Origin of the sequence: Methylobacterium tardum, assembly GCF_023546765.1 — a bacterium.
In the GTDB taxonomy this organism is placed as follows: domain Bacteria; phylum Pseudomonadota; class Alphaproteobacteria; order Rhizobiales; family Beijerinckiaceae; genus Methylobacterium; species Methylobacterium tardum.
The window spans coordinates 4,347,501-4,364,693 of the sequence record NZ_CP097484.1 but is presented as its reverse complement, the minus strand read 5'-3'; the positions used below and the strand labels follow the sequence as shown (position 1 = coordinate 4,364,693).

The window sequence follows — 17,193 nt, the reverse complement described above, 5'->3', positions numbered from 1 at the left end:
TCGGCGGCTCTGGATTCCGGGCTCGCCTGCGGCGCCCTGGAATGACGGAGTTGTCGATCCAAGGTGCAGCCAAGTCTGGTTAGCCCAGCTTCATCGGCTTGGCCTGAGCCGCCGGAAGCTGGTCAGCACCGCAACCTTCTGCTTTAAGCCCGCTCGTCTCCACGGAAGGCCGAACGCATGGAAGCCCGCCGCCACGTCGCGCTGAAGGAATCGGTTCGCTCGATTCCCGACTACCCGAAGCCCGGGATCATCTTCCGCGACATCACCACGCTCCTCAGCGACCCGCGCGCCTTTCGGCGGGCGGTGGACGCGCTGGTGCACCCTTACGCCGGCGGCCAGATCCATCAGGTGGCCGGCATCGAGGCGCGGGGCTTCATCCTGGGCGGGGCTATCGCCCATCAGCTCTCGTGCGGCTTCGTGCCAATCCGCAAGAAGGGCAAGCTGCCCCACAAGACCGTGTCGATGGCCTACGCCCTCGAATACGGCACCGACGAGATCGAGATCCACGTCGACGCGGTCAGGCCCGGCGACAAGGTGCTGCTGGTCGACGACCTGATCGCCACCGGCGGCACCGCGACCGCGGCCGTGAACCTGCTCCAGAAGATCGGGGCCGAGATCGTGGCCGCGTGCTTCGTCATCGATCTGCCCGAGATCGGCGGGGCGCAGCGCCTGCGCGACATGGGCGTCGAGGTGCGCGCCCTGATGCAGTTCGAGGGCCATTGAGACCGGCGAAACGTTGACTTCGCGGGGTCCATCCGCCATAAGCCCGCCACTCGCGACGTGGCGCCCCGCATGGGCGCCCTTCGTGTTTGCAGACAACCAAGGACGCGTGAAGGTCGGGTGCGGCGTCAGCCGCCCGCGAGCGCGCCTCGACCTTTGAAGGCTCTGAGCCATGAAGAGAACCTACCAGCCGAGCAAGCTCGTCCGTAAGCGCCGTCACGGCTTCCGTGCGCGCATGGCCACCGCCGGCGGCCGCAAGGTGATCGCGCGTCGCCGCGCCCACGGCCGCAAGAAGCTGTCGGCCTGAAGCCGGATCCTCGCGGGCGCGGCCGCCGTCAGGCCCCGCGCCACGAGGCAAGTGGTATCGGCCGGGATCGAACCATCGATGGCGACGATCGAGCGGCTCAAGAAACGACCCGACTTCCTGGCGGCGGCCGAGGGGCGTCGCTTCCACACCGAGCGCATGACCGCGCAGGGGCGTCTCCGAAACCCGGAGGCCTGCCCCGGACTCCGTCTCGGCTTCACCATCACGAAGCGTGTCGGCCACGCGACGGAGCGCAATCGCATCCGGCGCCGCCTGCGCGCGGCCGTCGGGCTGGTCGCGGCCGAACTGCCGGGCGAGCTCGCTGGCCTGCCGGCCGACATCGTGCTGATCGCCCGGCGCCCGGCGCTGGACGCCTCCTTCGAGGCCCTGGCCGAGGACCTGCGGCGCGCGATCCCGGCCGTGACCCGCCCGGCGGCGCCCCGCGGCGATCGGTCCCCCCATCGCTCTGGCGGCCGTCGGTCCAAGACCACACCTCAGACAGCATCTCTCCCGCGCGATGCGGACCGCGCCTCCGCGCAGGCCGCGCCTCTCGGCGAAGCCGACATCGGCCCGTCGCAGGGGTGCGACAGAGATCCCCGAATCACCGGCGCGCACAGGTCCCCCGGGGCCGGCGCCGGTCCTGATGCCACTCCGAACGCGTGCGGCGGTGTCCCTGATGGGCAATGACAAGACGAACATGTTCGTGGCCATCGGCCTGTCGCTGCTGGTGCTGCTGGGGTGGCAGTACTTCGTGGCTGGCCCGCGCATGGAGCAGCAGCGGCTGATCGAGGCGCAGAACAAGGCCGCGCAGCAACAGCAGCAGCCCCCGGGCGTGACCCCGGACGGCGTGCCTTCGCCGTCGCCGAAGGAGGGCGGCCCGGCCGCACCCGCGCCCGGCACCCTGCCGACCGCGCAGGGAGGCCCGGTCTCCCGCGAGGCGGCGCTCGCCCGCTCGCCGCGCATCCGGATCGAGACCCCGGCGCTCTCCGGCTCGATCGCCCTGAAGGGCGGCCGCGTCGACGACGTGTCGCTCAAGAACTACCACGAGACCGTCGATCCCAAGAGCCCCGAGATCGTGCTGTTCTCGCCGGCCGGCAGCGAGACGCCCTACTACGCCGAGTTCGGCTGGGTCGGCGCCAATGCCGGGCCGCTGCCCAACAACGACACCCTCTGGACCAGCGACGGCAAGACGCTCTCGCCCGGCATGCCCGTGACCCTGACCTGGGACAACGGCGCCGGCCTCGTGTTCAAGCGGATCTTCGCCGTCGACGACAAGTTCATGTTCACGGTCCGCGACGAGGTCGAGAACAAGGGTTCGGGACCGATCACGCTCTACCCGTACAGCCTCGTCTCCCGCTGGGGTAAGCCGCACACCCAGGGCTACTACGTCCTGCACGAGGGCATGATCGGCTACCTCGGCAACGACGGTCTCCAGGAATTCACCTACGACAAGCTCGCCAAGGAGGGCGCCTATGGCGGCGCCAACACCAAGGGCCGGGCCTGGACCGGCGTGACCGGCGGCTTCGTGGGCATCACCGACAAGTACTGGGCGGCGGCCGCGATCCCCGATCAGGACACGCCCTATACCGGCGCCTTCACCGACCGGACCGACGGCACCACCAACGTCTACCAGGCGAGCGTGCGTGGCGACGCCGTGAACCTGGCGGCGGGCGCCTCGGCGACCGCGACGCAGCGGCTGTTCGCGGGCGCCAAGGAAGTCAACCTGATCAACAACTACGAGAAGGACCTCGGCATCAAGCACTTCGATCTGATGATCGACTGGGGCTGGTTCTTCTTCATCACCAAGCCGATGTTCCGGGCGCTGGACTTTTTCTACCACCTGTTCGGCAATTTCGGCGTCTCGATCCTGGTGGTGACCTTCTGCCTGAAGCTGCTGTTCCTGCCGATCGCGAACCGGTCCTACGTCTCCATGGCCAAGATGAAGGCCGTGCAGCCCGAGATGGCCGCCATCCGCGAGCGCTACAAGGATGATCGCCTGAAGGCGCAGCAGGCCACGATGGAGCTGTACAAGAAGGAGAAGATCAATCCGGTCGCCGGCTGCTGGCCGGTTCTGATCCAGATCCCGGTCTTCTTCGCGCTCTACAAGGTGCTGTTCATCACCATCGAGATGCGCCACGCGCCGTTCTTCGGCTGGATCCACGACCTCGCGGCGCCGGATCCGACGAGCATCGTTAACCTGTTCGGCCTGCTGCCCTTCCCGGCGCCCGACTTCGTCCACCTGGGCGTCTGGCCGCTGATCATGGGCGTGACCATGTTCGTGCAGATGAAGATGAATCCCGCGCCGCCGGACCCGGTCCAGGCGCAGATCTTCACCTTCATGCCGATCGTGTTCACCTTCATGCTCGGCTCGTTCCCGGCCGGCCTCGTGATCTACTGGGCCTGGAACAACACCCTGTCGGTGATCCAGCAATACGTCATCATGCGCCGCAACGGTGTGAAGGTGGAACTGTGGGACAACCTGCGGACCACGTTCCGGCGCGGCAACGGCACGAAGGCGGCCGCCACCAAGAGCTGACGGGCGAGACACCGTGACCGAGACCAACGACGACGCGGCCGACCTCCTCGAGGCCGGCCGCCTCCTGTTCGCAGGCGCCGCCGATTTCTACGCGGCCGCCCAGACCCTCGACCGCCTGCCACCCATGGAGGGCGTCGAGATCGCCTTCGCGGGCCGCTCGAATGTCGGCAAGTCGAGCCTGATCAACGCACTGACCGGGCGGAACACCCTGGCGCGGACCTCGCACACGCCGGGGCGGACGCAGCAGCTCAACTTCTTCCGGATCGGCGAGCGCCTGTCGCTGGTCGACATGCCCGGCTACGGCTACGCGGCCGTCGAGAAGGCGAAGGTCGAGGCCTGGACCCGCCTGATCCATTCCTACCTCAAGGGCCGCGCCAGCCTCGCCCGGGTGTTCATGCTCATCGACGCCCGACACGGCTTCAAGTCGATCGACACCGACGTGCTCGACGGCCTCGACAAGGCCGCGGTGAGCTATCAGGTCGTGCTGACCAAGGGCGATTCCCTCAAGAAGGGCGAGGTCGCGAGCCGTATCGCCGGGATCGAGGCGGGGCTCGCCAAGCGTCCGGCCGCGTATCCGCAGGTGATCCTGACCTCGAGCCGCGACGATTCCGGCGTGCCGGAGCTGCGGGCGGCCATCGCCAAGCTTCTGGTGGAGCGCGGCGCGTGAGGCTCTCAGGCCTGGACCGCGCTCTGGCGGCGCTCGCCTGCCTTGCCGGCCTGCTCGGGGTCGCGCTGAGCGCGGCAGCCGCGCATATCCCCGGGGCGGATTCGCTGAAGACGGCGGCGCAGTTCCTGCTGTTCCACGCCCCCGCCATCCTGGCACTGGTCGGCTTCGGGGCGGCGAGTCTCGCCCGGGCCGGTCTCGCCCGCGTCGCGGCGGGGCTGCTGATCCTCGGGCTGATCCTGTTCTGCGGTGACCTCGCGGTGCGCACGTGGCTCCAGCACCCGCTCTTCCCGATGGCGGCACCCATCGGCGGCTTCGCGCTGATGGGCGGCTGGCTCGTCGGGATCCTGGGCGCGCTCGTGCCGGCGCGGCGTGGGGCCTGACAGTCCGGCTCGCGACGTGAGCGCCGCTGTCTTTGCGAGCGCGGCGAAGCAATCCAGGGCAGCGGGACATCGATCAGCGCGGCGCCGGCTGGATTGCCTCGCTCCGCCCGCAAGGACGTTGCGCCTCAGCCGGCCCGAACCTGCAGGAATTTCACCGGTGGCCCCTGCGTGTCGGAAAAGACCCCCGCGGTAAGCGCCCCGCCATAGACCGCGGCGGTGTCGAGGTTCGTTCGGAACCGGCGGATCTCGGGACGCCCGTTTCGCTGCGGCGAGTGACCGTGGACCACGTGGCGGCCGAAATCGTGGTCACCGTCCAGGAACGGCTCGCGGATCCAGAGGCGGTTGTGATCGTCCGGATCCGGGATCTCGGCGCCGGGCCGGAAGCCGGCATGCACATACCAGCGCGCTTCGTCCTCGTGCAGGGTCGGCAGGCCCTCGAGCCAGTCGAGGGTGTCGCGCGGCAGATCGCCGACCTCCCGCGCACCGAAGGCGGCGAGCGTCGCTTCCCCGCCGTTGTAGAGCCAGTGCTCCGCCGCCTGGGGCGTCTGCAGGGCGTCGAGCAGCATCCGCTCGTGGTTGCCCATCAGGCAGACGACGCGCTCGGGCTCGGCCCAGTTCAGGCGGCTGACGGTGCGGATCACCGCGGCGCTGTCCGGGCCGCGGTCGATGTAGTCCCCGAGAAAGACCAGCCGGTGCGCGCGGCCGCCGGCGTGGTCGCCGATCCGCTTCAGCAAGGCGTCGAGGAGGGCGGCGCAGCCGTGGACGTCGCCGATTGCGTAGGTGAGGGGGCCGGAATCCATGGCGCCATCGTCCATCGCAGCGCCGCGCTCCGCAAGACCGCCCCGGACCGGCGGGCTACTCAGCCAGGGCGCGCATCACCGCGATCAGGTCCGCCTTGCCCTCGAAGCCGATGCCCGGCAGCTCCGGCATGGTGATGTGGCCGTCCTCGACGCGGACTCCGTCCGGGAAGCCGCCATAGGGCTGGAACAGGTCCGGATAGCTCTCGTTGCCGCCGAGTCCGAGGCCGGCCGCAATGTTGAGCGACATCTGGTGCCCGCCATGCGGGATGCAGCGGGACGGTGACCAGCCGAACTCGGCCAGCACGTCGAGGGTGCGCAGGTACTCCACCAGCCCGTACGACAGGGCGCAGTCGAATTGCAGCCAGTCACGGTCGGGCCGCATGTTTCCGTAGCGCAGGAGATTACGCGCATCCTGGTGCGAGAACAGGTTCTCGCCGGTGGCCATCGACCCGGGATAGTAGGGCGCGAGCGCCGCCTGGAGCGCGTAGTCGAGGGGGTCGCCCGCCTCCTCGTACCAGAACAGCGGATAGTCCCGGAGCATCCGGGCATACGCGATGGCGGTCTCGAGGTCGAAGCGGCCGTTGGCGTCCACCGCGAGGCGGCCTCGGCCCTCGATCTCGGCGAGCACCGCCTCGATCCGGCGCCGGTCCTCGCCGACCGACGCGCCGCCGATCTTCATCTTCACGACATTGTAGCCGCGGTCCAGGTAGCCGCGCATCTCGGCCCGCAGGGCGGAATCGTCCTTGCCGGGATAGTAGTAGCCGCCCGCCGCGTAGACGAAGACGCGAGGGTTGGCCGCGACGCCGTTCCGCTCCGCGAGCATCCGGAACAGCGGCTTCCCGGCGATCTTGGCCGCCGCGTCCCAGATCGCCATGTCGAGGGTGCCCACCGCCACCGAGCGCTCGCCATGGCCGCCGGGCTTCTCGTTGCGCATCATCGCGGCCCAGATCCGGTGCGGATCGAGGTTGTCGCCCATATCGGTCAGGAGGCTCGCCGGATCGGCCTCCAGGAGCCGATCGCGAAAGCGTTCGCGGATCAGGCCGCCCTGGCCGTAGCGGCCGTTGGAGTTGAAGCCGTAGCCGACGACGCGACGCCCGTCCTGGACCACGTCGGTCACCACCGCCACGAGGCTCGTGGTCATCTTCGAGAAGTCGATGTAGGCGTTGCGGATCGGCGAGGCGATCGGCTTGGTGACCTCGCGGACGTCGACGATGCGCATGGCTCTCTCCTGGCAGGGGCGGTAATCGCGCTCTAACCCTGGTGGCGGCCGGGAGGCCAATGCCGATTCCGGGTCGCGCGATGCGCGGCCGGCATCGGCCGTGCGGCACCACCAGGGAGTCCCGCATGGACCTGGACTGGATGAGCCATTTTCTGGCGCTCGCCGAGCACCGGACCTTCTCGCGGGCCGCGGAGGCCCGGCACGTGACGCAGCCGGCCTTCAGCCGGCGGATCCGCGCCCTGGAGGATTGGATCGGGACGCCCCTGTTCCTTCGGGGCGCACAGGGCGCCGTCCTGACGCGCGCCGGTGACCGGTTCCGCCCGAAGGCGGAGGATCTGATCCGCGGCCTGGAGCGGGCCCGCCGGGAGGCCCGGGCGGCCGGCGACCGCGCCGGGGCAAGCCTCGCCATCGCCGCCACGCACGCCCTGTCCTTCACCTTCTTCCCCGGCTGGATCCGGGGCTGCGTGCAGTTCGAGGCGCTCGGCGCATTGAACCTGATCTCGGACAGCATGGAGGCCTGCGAGGCGATCATGCTGGCCGGCGAGGTGCAGTTTCTTCTCTGCCACTATCGCGCCGATGCCCAGACCCGACTCGACGACGGGCGGTTCGAATCCGTCCGCGTCGGCGCGGACAGCCTCGTCCCGCTCTGCGCGCCGACCGACGGCGGCGCACCGCTCTGGCCGCTTGCTGCGCCGGGCCGTCCGGCACGCCATCTCGCCTATGGAAGCGCCTCAGGCCTCGGCCGCATCCTGGCGGCGACCGGCATCGCGGGCGACCGGGAGGCGGTCTTCACCTCGCACCTCGCGGCGACGCTCATGACCATGGCCCGCGAGGGCTACGGCGTCGCGTGGCTGCCGCTGACGCTCGCCGAGGCCGCCCTGGAGCAGGGCCACCTCGTCAGGGCCGGGCCCGACAGCCTGGACGTGCCGGTCGAGATCCGCCTGTTCCGCGCGCCCGAGAGCCGGACCGTCGCCGCCGACGCGCTGTGGCAGCGGCTCGTCGGCGGCCCCGACGGAGCTCAGTCCTTCGCGACCCGGGCGTAGCGCCCGTCGTACCGTCCGGCCCGGATCTGCGCGAGGACCTCCGCCTCGCGGGCGGCCTGGGCGCGCACGGCTTCGCGCAGCGTCGGCGCGAGGGCGGGCGGGAAGGTGACGACGCCGTCCGCGTCGCCGATCACCACGTCGCCCGGATTGACCGTCCAGCCGCCGACGCAGACGGGCACGTTGAGCGCGCCGGGTCCGGTCTTGAACGGGCCGCGCGGGGTAGCGGCCCGGGCGTAGCAGGGGAAAGCGCCGTCGGCGAAGGATTCGGTGTCGCGCACGGCGCCGTCGACCACGAAGCCCGCCACGCCGCGGCTCTCGGCGATCGCCTTCATGATGTCGCCCACGAGCGCCCGGCTCGTGTCGCCGCCGCCGTCGACCACGATCACGTCGCCGCGACGGACCTCCTCCAGCGCCTGATGGATGGCGAGGTTGTCGCCCGCCCGGACGCGCACCGTGAAGGCCGTGCCGGCGAGCCGCGCGCGTCCGTGGAAGGCGCGCAGGCCCGCGAGGACCGGCATCCGGTCGAGGCAATCGCTGATGGTCGCGGTCGGAACGCCGTCGAAGGCCGCGAGCAGCGCGGGATCGACGGAAGGCGGCGGCGGATTGCGTGAGATGGCGGTCATCGGCCCCGACATATTCCTGCCGCCACGGCCGTCGGGACCAGGACGGGTCACAAGAAGACCCGGTGATCCTGCCTCAGGACGAGCTCGGTGTCGCGATCGAAATCCTGGCCCGTCAGTGATCGGCGGCTGGTACCGCCCCGCCGCCGCTCGTTGCGAGCTTGCGGCGAGCATCGGCCTGGCCGCTGGTCGCCCCGAAGAAGTTGGCGGAATCGCCGAGCTGAACCGAGGGCTGGCAATTCGGCGTGCAGGACAGGGATTCCCGCTCGAGCCCGCGCTGGACCGTGATTGTCGAATCCCGCGACGCCTCGACCCGGATCGTAGTCTCGGCGATCATCGCCCCAGCATTGTCGAGGGCGATCAGGTTCGCCGATCCGAAGCTCTTGCCGGTCAGCACGAGGACGCCGTTCTTCTGCGGCGTGACTTCCGCGATGATCGGATTGCCGACGATGACCGTCGACGTCTTCTCGGGCAGGCGGATGACCTTGGCATTGTCCACCAGGATGGTCACCACCGGCAGGGGATCGGGCTGGCCGGCGGCCGCGGCGGCGCCCGCCATCAGGCAGAGAATGAGGCCGGTTCGGCCCGCATGCGACAGAGTGCGGCGCATCGAAAGTCCTCGGGAAAGGGCCGGCGGGGTCCGAGACGCCGCCTCATCGCGTGACACTACGGGGCACCGGTGAAGGAAGCGCTAAGCAAGACCGGAAGTCCGGCGCGCGGGGCATCAGGGAAACCCAACCTTCACCAAGCTCGCACTCGGTCGGCCTAATCGACCCATGCGCAATCGATTTAACCGATTTTCAAGGCGTAATTGGCAGTCTGTGCAGGCCGCCGATCGAGACCTGAAAACTCTTCATCGGTCATCGCGCAAGCTTTTAGTCGCACTGTGTTGATCGAAGGATCTCTCCTCATGAAGACCCTGTTCTCGCGCTTCGCTTCGGACGAGTCCGGCGCCACCGCCATTGAGTACGGCATGATCGCCGCCCTGATCGCGGTCGTCATCATCGCCGCGCTGAAGACCCTGGGTAACAACCTCGGCAACAAGTTCAACCAGATCTCCACGAACATGAACTGATCGCGACCTCGACGGCCACGATCTGCGGCAGGTCTGAGACTCCCTGGCTGTCAATGGACAGACGGGGATGTCTCGACCGGCCGGCGCGGCCGTTGGTCCAGGTCTGAGTGCGCGGGGGCAGGCTGGGCCCGGCCCCGTTGGATCGATCCTCCGCAGCAAGCAACGTCAAGGTTGGTCCCGCGATGGTCGGCGCAGGCATGGCAAGTTCCGTGGCGGTTTCGGGGATCCCGGGTCTCGGCCTCGCCGGCTTCGGATTGCTGGTGCTGTTCCCGTTTCTGATGGCCTATGCCGCGGCGAGCGACCTGCTCACGATGCTGATCCCGAACCGCATCTCGCTCGCCCTCGTCGCCGGTTTCGCGGTCTTGGCCCTGACGGGGCCGATGAGCTGGACCGAGATCGGCTTCCATCTCGGCGCCGGCGCGGCCGTGCTCGTGGCGACCTTCACGCTCTTCGCCTTCGGAATTATCGGCGGCGGCGATGCCAAGCTGGCGGCCGCCACCGCCCTGTGGCTCGGCTTCGACGGTCTCGGCGACTATCTCCTCGTCGCGTCGGTCTTCGGGGGAGCCCTGACCCTGGGCATCCTGTTCGCGCGGTCGCACCCGCTGCCCGGCCGGATCGCCCGCATGCCGTTCGCCCTGCATCTGCACGATGCCAAGACCGGCATTCCCTACGGCATTGCCCTCGCGGCCGCCGCCCTGCTCGTGCTGCCCGAGACCGAGGTGTGGACCCGGGCGCTGGCGGGCTGACGCGACGGGACGTCGCCGGACGAGCGCTCGTTCCCCGCCTGCACCGCTCCGCCGCGTGAATTCCTCGGCTCGGGATCTGGAGCCGCGGTCTCCGCCCGGATAAAAGTCGAGCATGCCCCTCGCGCTGCTGCGTCGCCCCGATCCGGAACACCTCGAGGTTGAGCACGAGGGAGCGAGCCTTCACATTGCGCTCCGTCGGCGCCCGACCGCGCGCCGCATCACCCTCCGGGTCTCGGCCGCCACCGGCGAGGTGGTGATCACCCTGCCCAGCCGGACCGCCGTGAACACCGCGCAGCGTTTCGCCGCGAGCCATGCGGGCTGGATCGCCGCGCGGCTCGCGCGCGTGCCCGCGCGCGTGCTCTTCGAGCCGGGGGCCGAGGTGCCCCTGCGCGGCGAGGCGCACCGCATCTGCCTGCGCGACACCCGCAGCGGCGCGGTGCGCGTCGTGCGCGAGAACGACGCGTCGGTGATCTCGGTCTCCTGCGACCCGGCCCATGTGGCGCGCCGGGTCCGGGATTTCCTCGCCCGGGAAGCGCGGCGCGACCTCGCGGAGGCGATCGAGCGCTACGCACCGCGTCTCGGCCAGCGGCCGACCCGCATGACCCTGCGCGACACCCGCAGCCGCTGGGGGTCCTGCACGGCGCGCGGCGAACTGAACTTCTCCTGGCGCCTGATCCTGGCACCGCCGATGGTGCTCGACTACCTCGTCGCCCACGAGATGGCGCACCTGCGCGAGATGAACCATTCGCCGCGGTTCTGGGCGCTCCTGGGCGACCTCTGCCCGAACGTGGAGGCCGCCGAAGCCTGGCTCAAGCGCAACGGCAGCAGCCTTCACCGTTACGGCTGAGCGGCCGGACGGGCCGTCATCAGGATAGCGTCAGCCCGTCGTCAGCCTTTGGCGCGCAGCACGCGCTGGCGGACCACGACATCGGCCGGCCATGCCGGCCGCGGATCGACCTCGCCGGGCATGAGCGTGCGCGGGGCGACGCTGTCGCAGACCTCGCGCTGGCGGATGATCACCGGGTTGCCGAACGCGTCGCGCCGGCGGATCACGCCGCCGTCCCGGCAGAAGCCGGCGATCGCCGCCTGGCCGTTGCGGCGGCCGTACGGGTTCGCTGCGACCGGCGGATGCTCGACCACCAGCGTGTCGCTGCGGTTGAGCGAGCGCTCGACATAGGTGGTCTCGTCGACCGGCAGGGACTGGGCCCCGGCCTGCGCGAGGGTGGCCATCAGGCAGGCGGCCGAGAGGGCGAGCAGGCGCATCACGGGTTCAGGATCCGGCGCTGGAGGACTGACGGGGATTTATCTAGGCCGGGACAGCCCGCCCGGATAGCGTCGAAGCGCAACACCGCGCCCGCATCGCTTGACAGCGCGGGTCCGGCCATGGTCGGAACACGCCCGATTGTACGGCTCCCGCCGGTCCTCGGCCGGAGCGTTCCGAAGGGATCGTCGGTGCCGCTTCACGCGAGGCTCGTTCGTTTCCGGCGCGCTGCCCGGCGCGTCGCGCTGCCGGTCTTCCTCGCCCTCGTCGCGGCAGCGCTTGCCCCCGCGGGGCCCGCGGCCGCCCAGGGCATGGTGCGCAAGACCTTCGAGGACTGGCAGCTGCGCTGCGAGACGCCGGCCGGCGCCAAGGCCGAGCAATGCGCCCTGGTGCAGTATCTGGCCGCCGAGGATCGCCCGAACCTGACCCTCGTGGTGATCGTGCTGAAGACGGCGGACAACCGGGGCTATCTCCTGCGCGTGGTCGCGCCGCTCGGCGTCCTGCTGCCCTCGGGCCTCGGCCTGAAGATCGACCAGACGGATATCGGCCGGGCCGGGTTCGTCCGCTGCCTGACCACCGGCTGCGTCGCCGAGGTCGTGATGGACGACGGGCTGATCCGCCAGTTCAAGAACGGTTCGCAGGCCACCTTCATCGTGTTCCAGACGCCCGAAGAAGGCGTCGGCATCCCGCTCTCGATGAAAGGCTTCGCGGCCGGGTTCGACAGCCTGAAATGACGATGCCGGCCGGGAGGCGCGCGATGTTGAGATATCGGCACATCTCTCTGAAGCTTTCCGCGAAGACGCCGCGGAACACGTTGATCTCCCGCTCGGTCGCCCCACTCGGCTTCGGCAGCCTTCTGCTGGCCTCTGTGCTGGTCGCGGTCCCGGCCAAGTCCGAGGAGGGCAACGTCTTTTCCAACCTGTTCAAGTTCGGCGGCACCACGGTGCCGCCGTCACAGGCTGAGAGCCTCGATCCGGCCTATTGCCCGCCCGTCGAGGTCGCCGAGGGCGGCGCGGCCTCCCGAACCCTCGCGGGGGAGGCGGTGCGCACCCAGTTCTCTCTCGGCCGCCTCGCCCGCGAATGCACGCGGCGCCAGGATGGCTCGATCACCGTGAAGGCCGGGGTGGAGGTGAACGTACTGCTCGGCCCGGCGGGCGCACCCGGCCGCTTCGACGTGCCGGTGACGTTCCAGATCCGCCACGAAGGCAAGGTCGTGACGAGCCGCGTCGAGCGCGCCAGCGTGACCGTCGGACCCGGCGAGGCCCAAGGCTTCGCCACCATCGTTGCCGACGAGCTCCTGGTCCCGGTCGCCCTGACGGCGGATTACGACATCGCGGTGGGCGTCGGCACTGCGAAGGGCGGCGGCGGAAAGGCCGCCGCGAAGCCGCGGCGGCGCAAGCCCGCGGTCGCTGCGGCCCCCGATGGCGGAGGCGACGCTGCCCAGTGACGCCGCGGCGCGCCTCGGCGATCCCCTTCACCCACCCGTGACCCTGAGAGCGCCGGCCGTCCGCGGCCGGCTCTGGCTTGGCCGCGAGACGCAGTTCTACCTGGAGCCGACCGACGATCCGGTCTTCGATCACCGCATCGTCCTGCCGGACGGCACCACCGGCTGGATCGTGCTAAGCTACGGCGGCGATCCCGCGCCGGCACAGCCTCGCCCGATCCTCCGAGTCCTGCGCGGGCCCGAGAATGTCCCGCAGGACTTCGTCCTCCCGGGGGCGTCGTCCGGCATCGCCCATTGGCTCGGCCTGATCCCGTCGGATGCGACGGAGATCCGCCTCTGCGCGGCACCCGACTTCGTTCTGGAACGGGTCGGATCGCGGCGCGAGATCGGGGTCCTCGCCCAATGTCTCGTGCGCCGGCCCTGGCGCTTCCTCGGTGCCCTCTACGAGGGCGCACGGGGATCCGAGCGGCGCTATCGCGACACGCTGCGCGGCGCCTGCGCGGTGACGCCGATGGCGCAGTTTCCGTCCTGGCTCGCGGCACGGGCCCGACCGGCGCAACTCCCCGTCACCGGTTTGCGGATCCGCTGCCTCGTCCTGGCGCGGCCCGGCGAGACGGCGGCCTTATCCGCCACGCTCGACGCGCTTCTCGCGCAGACGCACCCCGCGCAGGCTCTCTGCGTCGCCTGGGATGGGGACGGTCCCGAGACGCCGGATCCGCGAGCCCTCCATCGACGCTGGGACGCGGGCGCGTCCGCGGACGACCTGATCGCTGGCGCCGAGGCCCTGTGCCTGCTGCGGGCGGGCGACATTCCGGCTCCCGACGCCCTGGCGCTGCTGGCGCAGGCCCTTCCCCAAGCGGATCTCGCCTACGGCGACGCCGTCGGCCCCGACGGGACACCGCACCTGAAGCCGGACTGGAGCCCGGATCTCGCCCTGGCGACGGGCTATCCAGGGCGGCCTCTTCTCCTGTCACGCGCGTTTCTCGCCGCATCGGGGCCGGGGCCGGTCGGCCCGATGGCGCAGTTCGCCCTGGCCATCGATCTCGCCGCGACGTCGGCGCGCGCGGCGCATGTTCCGCGTGTCCTCGCCCGCACCGTGGATGACCTCCTCGATCCGGCCGCCCGGGCGGAGGCGCTCGGGGCTCGACTGAAGAGCCAGAGCTCACCCATTCGTGCCGCTTTCCGCGACGGCGCCGTCCGCCTGGACTGGCCCCTGCCGGATCCGGCACCGAAGGTCAGCGTCGTGATCCCCTCGCGCGACGGGCTCGACCTGATCACGCGGGTCTGCCGCGGCGTCCTGCACGAGACGGCCTATCCGTCCCTGGAGCTGATCATCGCCGACAACGGTTCGACCGATCCCGCCGTGCTGGCCCATTACGAGACCCTGCGCGCCGATCCGCGCGTGCGCATCCGCATCGATCCGCAGCCCTTCAACTTCGCCGCCATGGTCAATGCCGGCGTCGCCGAGGCCTCGGGCGCGGTGATCGTGCTGCTCAACAACGACGTGGCGGTGCTCGAGCCCGGCTGGCTGGAGGCGATGGTCCGGCTGGCCTGCCGGCCCGAGGTCGGCGCCGTGGGCTCGAAGCTCCTCTACGGCGACGGCACCCTGCAGCATGCCGGCGTCGTCGTCGGCCTCGGCGGCCGCGCCGGTCACATCCTGCGCCGCCGTCCGGGCGACACGCCGGGCCATCTCGGGCGCCTGCGGGTCGCCCACGAGGTGTCCGCCGTGACGGCCGCCTGCCTCGCCGTCGCGCGGGAGAAGTATCTGGCGGTGAACGGCTTCGACGCCGAGGCCTTCCCGGTCGACTTCAACGACGTCGATTTCTGCCTGCGCCTCGGCGCCGCCGGCTGGAAGACGGTCTGGACGCCGGACGCGACCCTCGCCCATCTCGAATCGGTCAGCCGCGGACCCTCCGTCGGCGCGAAGCGCGCGCGTTTCGAGCAGGAGGCAGCCCGGTTCTCCGAGCGCTGGCGTGCCGTGATCCGCCACGATCCGTTCTACCATCCCGCCCTGTCGCTCACGACCTTCGGCGAGGATCTGGAATGAGGCCGGAGCGCCCGAGCTCCGGCGGCAATCTGCGTCTCGGATCTCCCCGCCGATCCTGGCGCCGGCTGGCCGCCGCGCTGCGCATCCTCCTGAGCCGGCCGCGGGCCGCCGCCGCGATCGCGGCGGCCCGGTTGACGGGCAAGCGCCTGCGCGCCCGTCAGAGTCTCGCCTCGCTCGTCGGGATCGATCACCGGCTCGCGCTCCCGCCGCGCTTGCTGCACCGCTTTCGGCCCGCATCCGAGGACCTGAGCCGCGCCTTCCGCCTGATCGGCGACGGCCAGCTCGTCGCCGGTGCCCCCGACCGCATCGAAGCTATGTTCGCCGCCCATCCGGACGTTCAAGCCATCTACGGCGACGCGCTCATCCAGGATCGGCCCGGTGGACCGGTCCTGCCGCTGCTGCCGCCGGTCTTCGATGCCGACCGGCTGGCGGCCTTCGACTATCTCGGACCGGTCCTGGCCTATCGGAGCACTGCTTTCGATCCGGAGGTCGAACCTGTCAGTCCCGCCGATGCGGCGTTCCGCATCGCGGAGCGGTTCGGCTCCAGCGCGGTCGGTCACCTTCCGGAGGTCCTCTCGGTCCGGCGCGCGGTAGGGGAGGGGCCCCAGAGTTTCCATGACGCGGTGGCGCGCGGTCATCTCGACCGGACCGGCCGCGCCGAAACCCGCGTCGCATTCGGGTCGGACGGGCTGGTGCAGGTGCTGAGCCCGCTCCCCGATCCGCGACCGCTCGCCAGCGTCATCGTCCCGACCCGCGACCGCCTCGACCTGCTCCGCCCCTGTCTCGACAGCCTGCGGCGCTGCACCGACTGGCCCCGTCTCGAGATCCTGGTCTGTGACAACGACAGCCGTGAGCCGGAAACCCTGGCCTATCTGCACGCCCTGGAAGACGAGGGGCTGGGGCACGTCGTGCCCTGTCCCGGGCCGTTCAACTTCGCCGCCATGAACAACGCCGCCGCGGCCCGCGCCCGCGGCCACCTGCTGGTGTTCGTCAACAACGACGTCGAGGCGTTCCGGCCCGACTGGCTCACGCTCATGGCCCGGGAAGCCCTTCGCCCGGATGTGGGGGCGGTGGGCGCCAAGCTCCTCGACGGCGAAGGCCGGATCCAGCACGGCGGCATCGTGCTCGGCACCGGCGGCCTCGTCACCCATGGCCACCGCCACTTCCCAGGCGACGCCCCCGGCTATCTCGCGGCGTTGCGCGTCACGCACGCGGTCTCGGCAGTGACGGCCGCCTGCCTGGTCGTCGCGGCGGACAAGTTCCGGGCGGTCGGTGGCTTCGGCGAGGCGGTCTTCGCCGTCGATTTCAACGACGTCGATCTGTGCCTGCGCCTCAACGCGGCCGGCTTTCGCACGCTGCTGGTCCCCGAGGCGGTCCTGCATCACCGCGAGGCGGCGAGCCGCCGCTGGACTCCGGAGGCCCGCGCCCGCCACGCCCGCGAGATCGCGGCGCTGAAAACGCGATGGGGGCCGCTGCTGGTGCAGGACCCCCATTATCATCCGGGCTTCGACCCGGACCTCTCGACCCATGCCCGCCTGCGGCCGGGCTTTCCGGAGGCCCGCCCGGCGCTCCTGCGCCGCCCGGCCGCCTGAGCGCGCCTACTGGACCAGGCGCGGGCCGCCGCCCTGCACCTTCTCGTTCTCCGACATGATGCCGAGCCGCTTGGCGACCTCGGTGTAGGCCTCGATCAGGCCGCCGAGATCCTTGCGGAACCGGTCCTTGTCGAGCTTGTCGGAGGACTTAATGTCCCACAGGCGGCAGGAATCCGGGGAGATCTCGTCGGCGACCACGATGCGCATCATGTCGCCTTCCCAGAGGCGACCGGTCTCCATCTTGAAGTCGGCGAGGCGGATGCCGACGCCGAGGAAGAGGCCCGACAGGAAGTCGTTGACGCGGATCGCCAGCGCCATGATGTCGCCGATCTCCTGCGGCGTGGCCCAGCCGAAGGCGGTGATGTGCTCCTCCGACACCATCGGGTCGTTCAGCGCATCGTTCTTGTAGTAGAACTCGATGATCGAGCGCGGCAGCTGGGTGCCTTCCTCCAGGCCCAGCCGCGTGGCCAGCGACCCGGCCGCGACGTTGCGCACGACGACCTCGAGGGGAATGATCTCGACCTCGCGGATCAGCTGCTCGCGCATGTTCAGCCGGCGGATGAAGTGCGTCGGCACGCCGATGTCGTTGAGGTGCTGGAAGACGAACTCGGAGATCCGGTTGTTCAGCACGCCCTTGCCGTCGATGACCTCGTGCTTCTTCGCGTTGAAGGCCGTCGCGTCGTCCTTGAAGTGCTGGATGAGCGTGCCGGGCTCCGGCCCCTCGTAGAGGACCTTCGCC

Annotated in this window: 20 protein-coding genes (1 of these 20 cut by a window edge); 14 read left to right on the top strand and 6 right to left on the bottom strand. The window is 70.4% G+C overall.

The genetic code is table 11. From position 1 onward, the window contains the following. The first annotated feature begins 177 nt into the window (after positions 1–177). The 6 genes from M6G65_RS20805 (at position 178) to M6G65_RS20780 (ending at position 4,607) form a co-directional block, all read left to right on the top strand. Positions 178–723 carry an adenine phosphoribosyltransferase gene (locus M6G65_RS20805; protein WP_238196309.1) on the top strand — a complete coding sequence of 182 codons (546 nt, stop codon included), beginning with the start codon at positions 178–180 and terminating at the stop codon, positions 721–723. Between the two features lie 169 nt (positions 724–892). Then, positions 893–1,027 (top strand): 50S ribosomal protein L34, encoded by a 135-nt coding sequence (rpmH, locus tag M6G65_RS20800; RefSeq protein WP_039893469.1) that lies wholly within the window; start codon positions 893–895, stop codon positions 1,025–1,027. Positions 1,028–1,105: 78 nt separating this feature from the next. After that, positions 1,106–1,711 carry a ribonuclease P protein component gene (gene rnpA, locus M6G65_RS20795; protein WP_238196310.1) on the top strand — a complete coding sequence of 202 codons (606 nt, stop codon included), beginning with the start codon at positions 1,106–1,108 and terminating at the stop codon, positions 1,709–1,711. Continuing rightward, on the top strand, positions 1,701–3,560 hold the full coding sequence (gene yidC, locus M6G65_RS20790; RefSeq protein WP_238196311.1) for a membrane protein insertase YidC: 1,860 nt from the start codon (positions 1,701–1,703) through the stop codon (positions 3,558–3,560). The genes rnpA and yidC overlap by 11 nt, the downstream gene beginning before the upstream one ends. 13 nt (positions 3,561–3,573) lie before the next feature. Next, complete coding sequence (yihA, locus tag M6G65_RS20785; protein WP_238196312.1) at positions 3,574–4,227, top strand: ribosome biogenesis GTP-binding protein YihA/YsxC; 654 nt, start codon at positions 3,574–3,576, stop codon at positions 4,225–4,227. Beyond that, positions 4,224–4,607, top strand: a complete 384-nt coding sequence (locus tag M6G65_RS20780) for a DUF423 domain-containing protein (protein ID WP_238196313.1) — start codon at positions 4,224–4,226, stop codon at positions 4,605–4,607. Before yihA ends, M6G65_RS20780 begins: the two co-directional genes overlap by 4 nt. Positions 4,608–4,732: 125 nt before the next feature. Here the strand turns inward: M6G65_RS20780 and M6G65_RS20775 are convergent, their stop codons facing one another. Together M6G65_RS20775 and M6G65_RS20770 are read right to left on the bottom strand one after the other, a co-directional pair. Further along, positions 4,733–5,407 carry a metallophosphoesterase family protein gene (locus M6G65_RS20775; RefSeq protein WP_250104269.1) on the bottom strand — a complete coding sequence of 225 codons (675 nt, stop codon included), beginning with the start codon at positions 5,405–5,407 and terminating at the stop codon, positions 4,733–4,735. Positions 5,408–5,462: 55 nt separating this feature from the next. Next, the gene (locus M6G65_RS20770; protein ID WP_250102824.1) at positions 5,463–6,626 is read right to left on the bottom strand and encodes a mandelate racemase/muconate lactonizing enzyme family protein; all 1,164 of its coding nucleotides are present in this window, start codon (positions 6,624–6,626) and stop codon (positions 5,463–5,465) included. 125 nt (positions 6,627–6,751) lie between these two features. Here M6G65_RS20770 and M6G65_RS20765 point away from each other — a divergent pair, with 125 nt between their 5' ends. Beyond that, positions 6,752–7,669, top strand: a complete 918-nt coding sequence (locus M6G65_RS20765) for a LysR family transcriptional regulator (protein WP_238196315.1) — start codon at positions 6,752–6,754, stop codon at positions 7,667–7,669. On the opposite strand, the gene M6G65_RS20760 is transcribed toward M6G65_RS20765, so the two are convergent. Together M6G65_RS20760 and M6G65_RS20755 are read right to left on the bottom strand one after the other, a co-directional pair. After that, positions 7,645–8,292, bottom strand: coding sequence for an RraA family protein (locus tag M6G65_RS20760; protein ID WP_238196316.1), 648 nt, complete (start codon positions 8,290–8,292; stop codon positions 7,645–7,647). The two genes, M6G65_RS20765 and M6G65_RS20760, sit on opposite strands and share 25 nt — an antisense overlap. Positions 8,293–8,404: 112 nt before the next feature. Further along, complete coding sequence (locus tag M6G65_RS20755) at positions 8,405–8,899, bottom strand: pilus assembly protein N-terminal domain-containing protein (RefSeq protein WP_250102823.1); 495 nt, start codon at positions 8,897–8,899, stop codon at positions 8,405–8,407. Positions 8,900–9,199: 300 nt separating this feature from the next. On the opposite strand from M6G65_RS20755, the gene M6G65_RS20750 reads away from it, so the two are divergent. The 3 genes from M6G65_RS20750 to M6G65_RS20740 all read left to right on the top strand — a co-directional run bounded on the left by M6G65_RS20750 (position 9,200) and on the right by M6G65_RS20740 (position 10,957). After that, positions 9,200–9,364, top strand: a complete 165-nt coding sequence (locus M6G65_RS20750) for a Flp family type IVb pilin (RefSeq protein ID WP_192711496.1) — start codon at positions 9,200–9,202, stop codon at positions 9,362–9,364. A gap of 197 nt (positions 9,365–9,561) precedes the next feature. Next, entirely contained in the window at positions 9,562–10,110 is a 549-nt protein-coding gene (locus M6G65_RS20745; RefSeq protein ID WP_373323743.1) for an A24 family peptidase, read from the top strand. Between the two features lie 112 nt (positions 10,111–10,222). Next, positions 10,223–10,957, top strand: a complete 735-nt coding sequence (locus tag M6G65_RS20740; RefSeq protein WP_238196317.1) for a M48 family metallopeptidase — start codon at positions 10,223–10,225, stop codon at positions 10,955–10,957. Between the two features lie 41 nt (positions 10,958–10,998). Here the strand turns inward: M6G65_RS20740 and M6G65_RS20735 are convergent, their stop codons facing one another. Next, positions 10,999–11,373, bottom strand: coding sequence for a hypothetical protein (locus M6G65_RS20735; RefSeq protein ID WP_238196333.1), 375 nt, complete (start codon positions 11,371–11,373; stop codon positions 10,999–11,001). A gap of 189 nt (positions 11,374–11,562) precedes the next feature. Here M6G65_RS20735 and M6G65_RS20730 point away from each other — a divergent pair, with 189 nt between their 5' ends. The 4 genes from M6G65_RS20730 (at position 11,563) to M6G65_RS20715 (ending at position 16,454) form a co-directional block, all read left to right on the top strand. Then, a complete protein-coding gene (locus M6G65_RS20730; RefSeq protein ID WP_238196318.1) occupies positions 11,563–12,105 on the top strand; it encodes an invasion associated locus B family protein in 543 nt (180 codons plus the stop codon). A gap of 80 nt (positions 12,106–12,185) precedes the next feature. Then, entirely contained in the window at positions 12,186–12,818 is a 633-nt protein-coding gene (locus M6G65_RS20725) for a hypothetical protein (protein WP_238196319.1), read from the top strand. Further along, a complete protein-coding gene (locus tag M6G65_RS20720; protein WP_250102822.1) occupies positions 12,793–14,862 on the top strand; it encodes a glycosyltransferase family 2 protein in 2,070 nt (689 codons plus the stop codon). The genes M6G65_RS20725 and M6G65_RS20720 overlap by 26 nt, the downstream gene beginning before the upstream one ends. Continuing rightward, positions 14,859–16,454 (top strand): glycosyltransferase, encoded by a 1,596-nt coding sequence (locus M6G65_RS20715; protein WP_250102821.1) that lies wholly within the window; start codon positions 14,859–14,861, stop codon positions 16,452–16,454. The genes M6G65_RS20720 and M6G65_RS20715 overlap by 4 nt, the downstream gene beginning before the upstream one ends. Positions 16,455–16,460: 6 nt before the next feature. On the opposite strand, the gene purC is transcribed toward M6G65_RS20715, so the two are convergent. Next, positions 16,461–17,193, bottom strand: the 3' portion of a protein-coding gene (gene purC, locus M6G65_RS20710) for a phosphoribosylaminoimidazolesuccinocarboxamide synthase (protein ID WP_250102820.1). Its footprint extends 62 nt past the window's final position; the window shows 733 of its 795 coding nt (coding positions 63–795); its start codon lies off the right edge, out of view; the stop codon is at positions 16,461–16,463.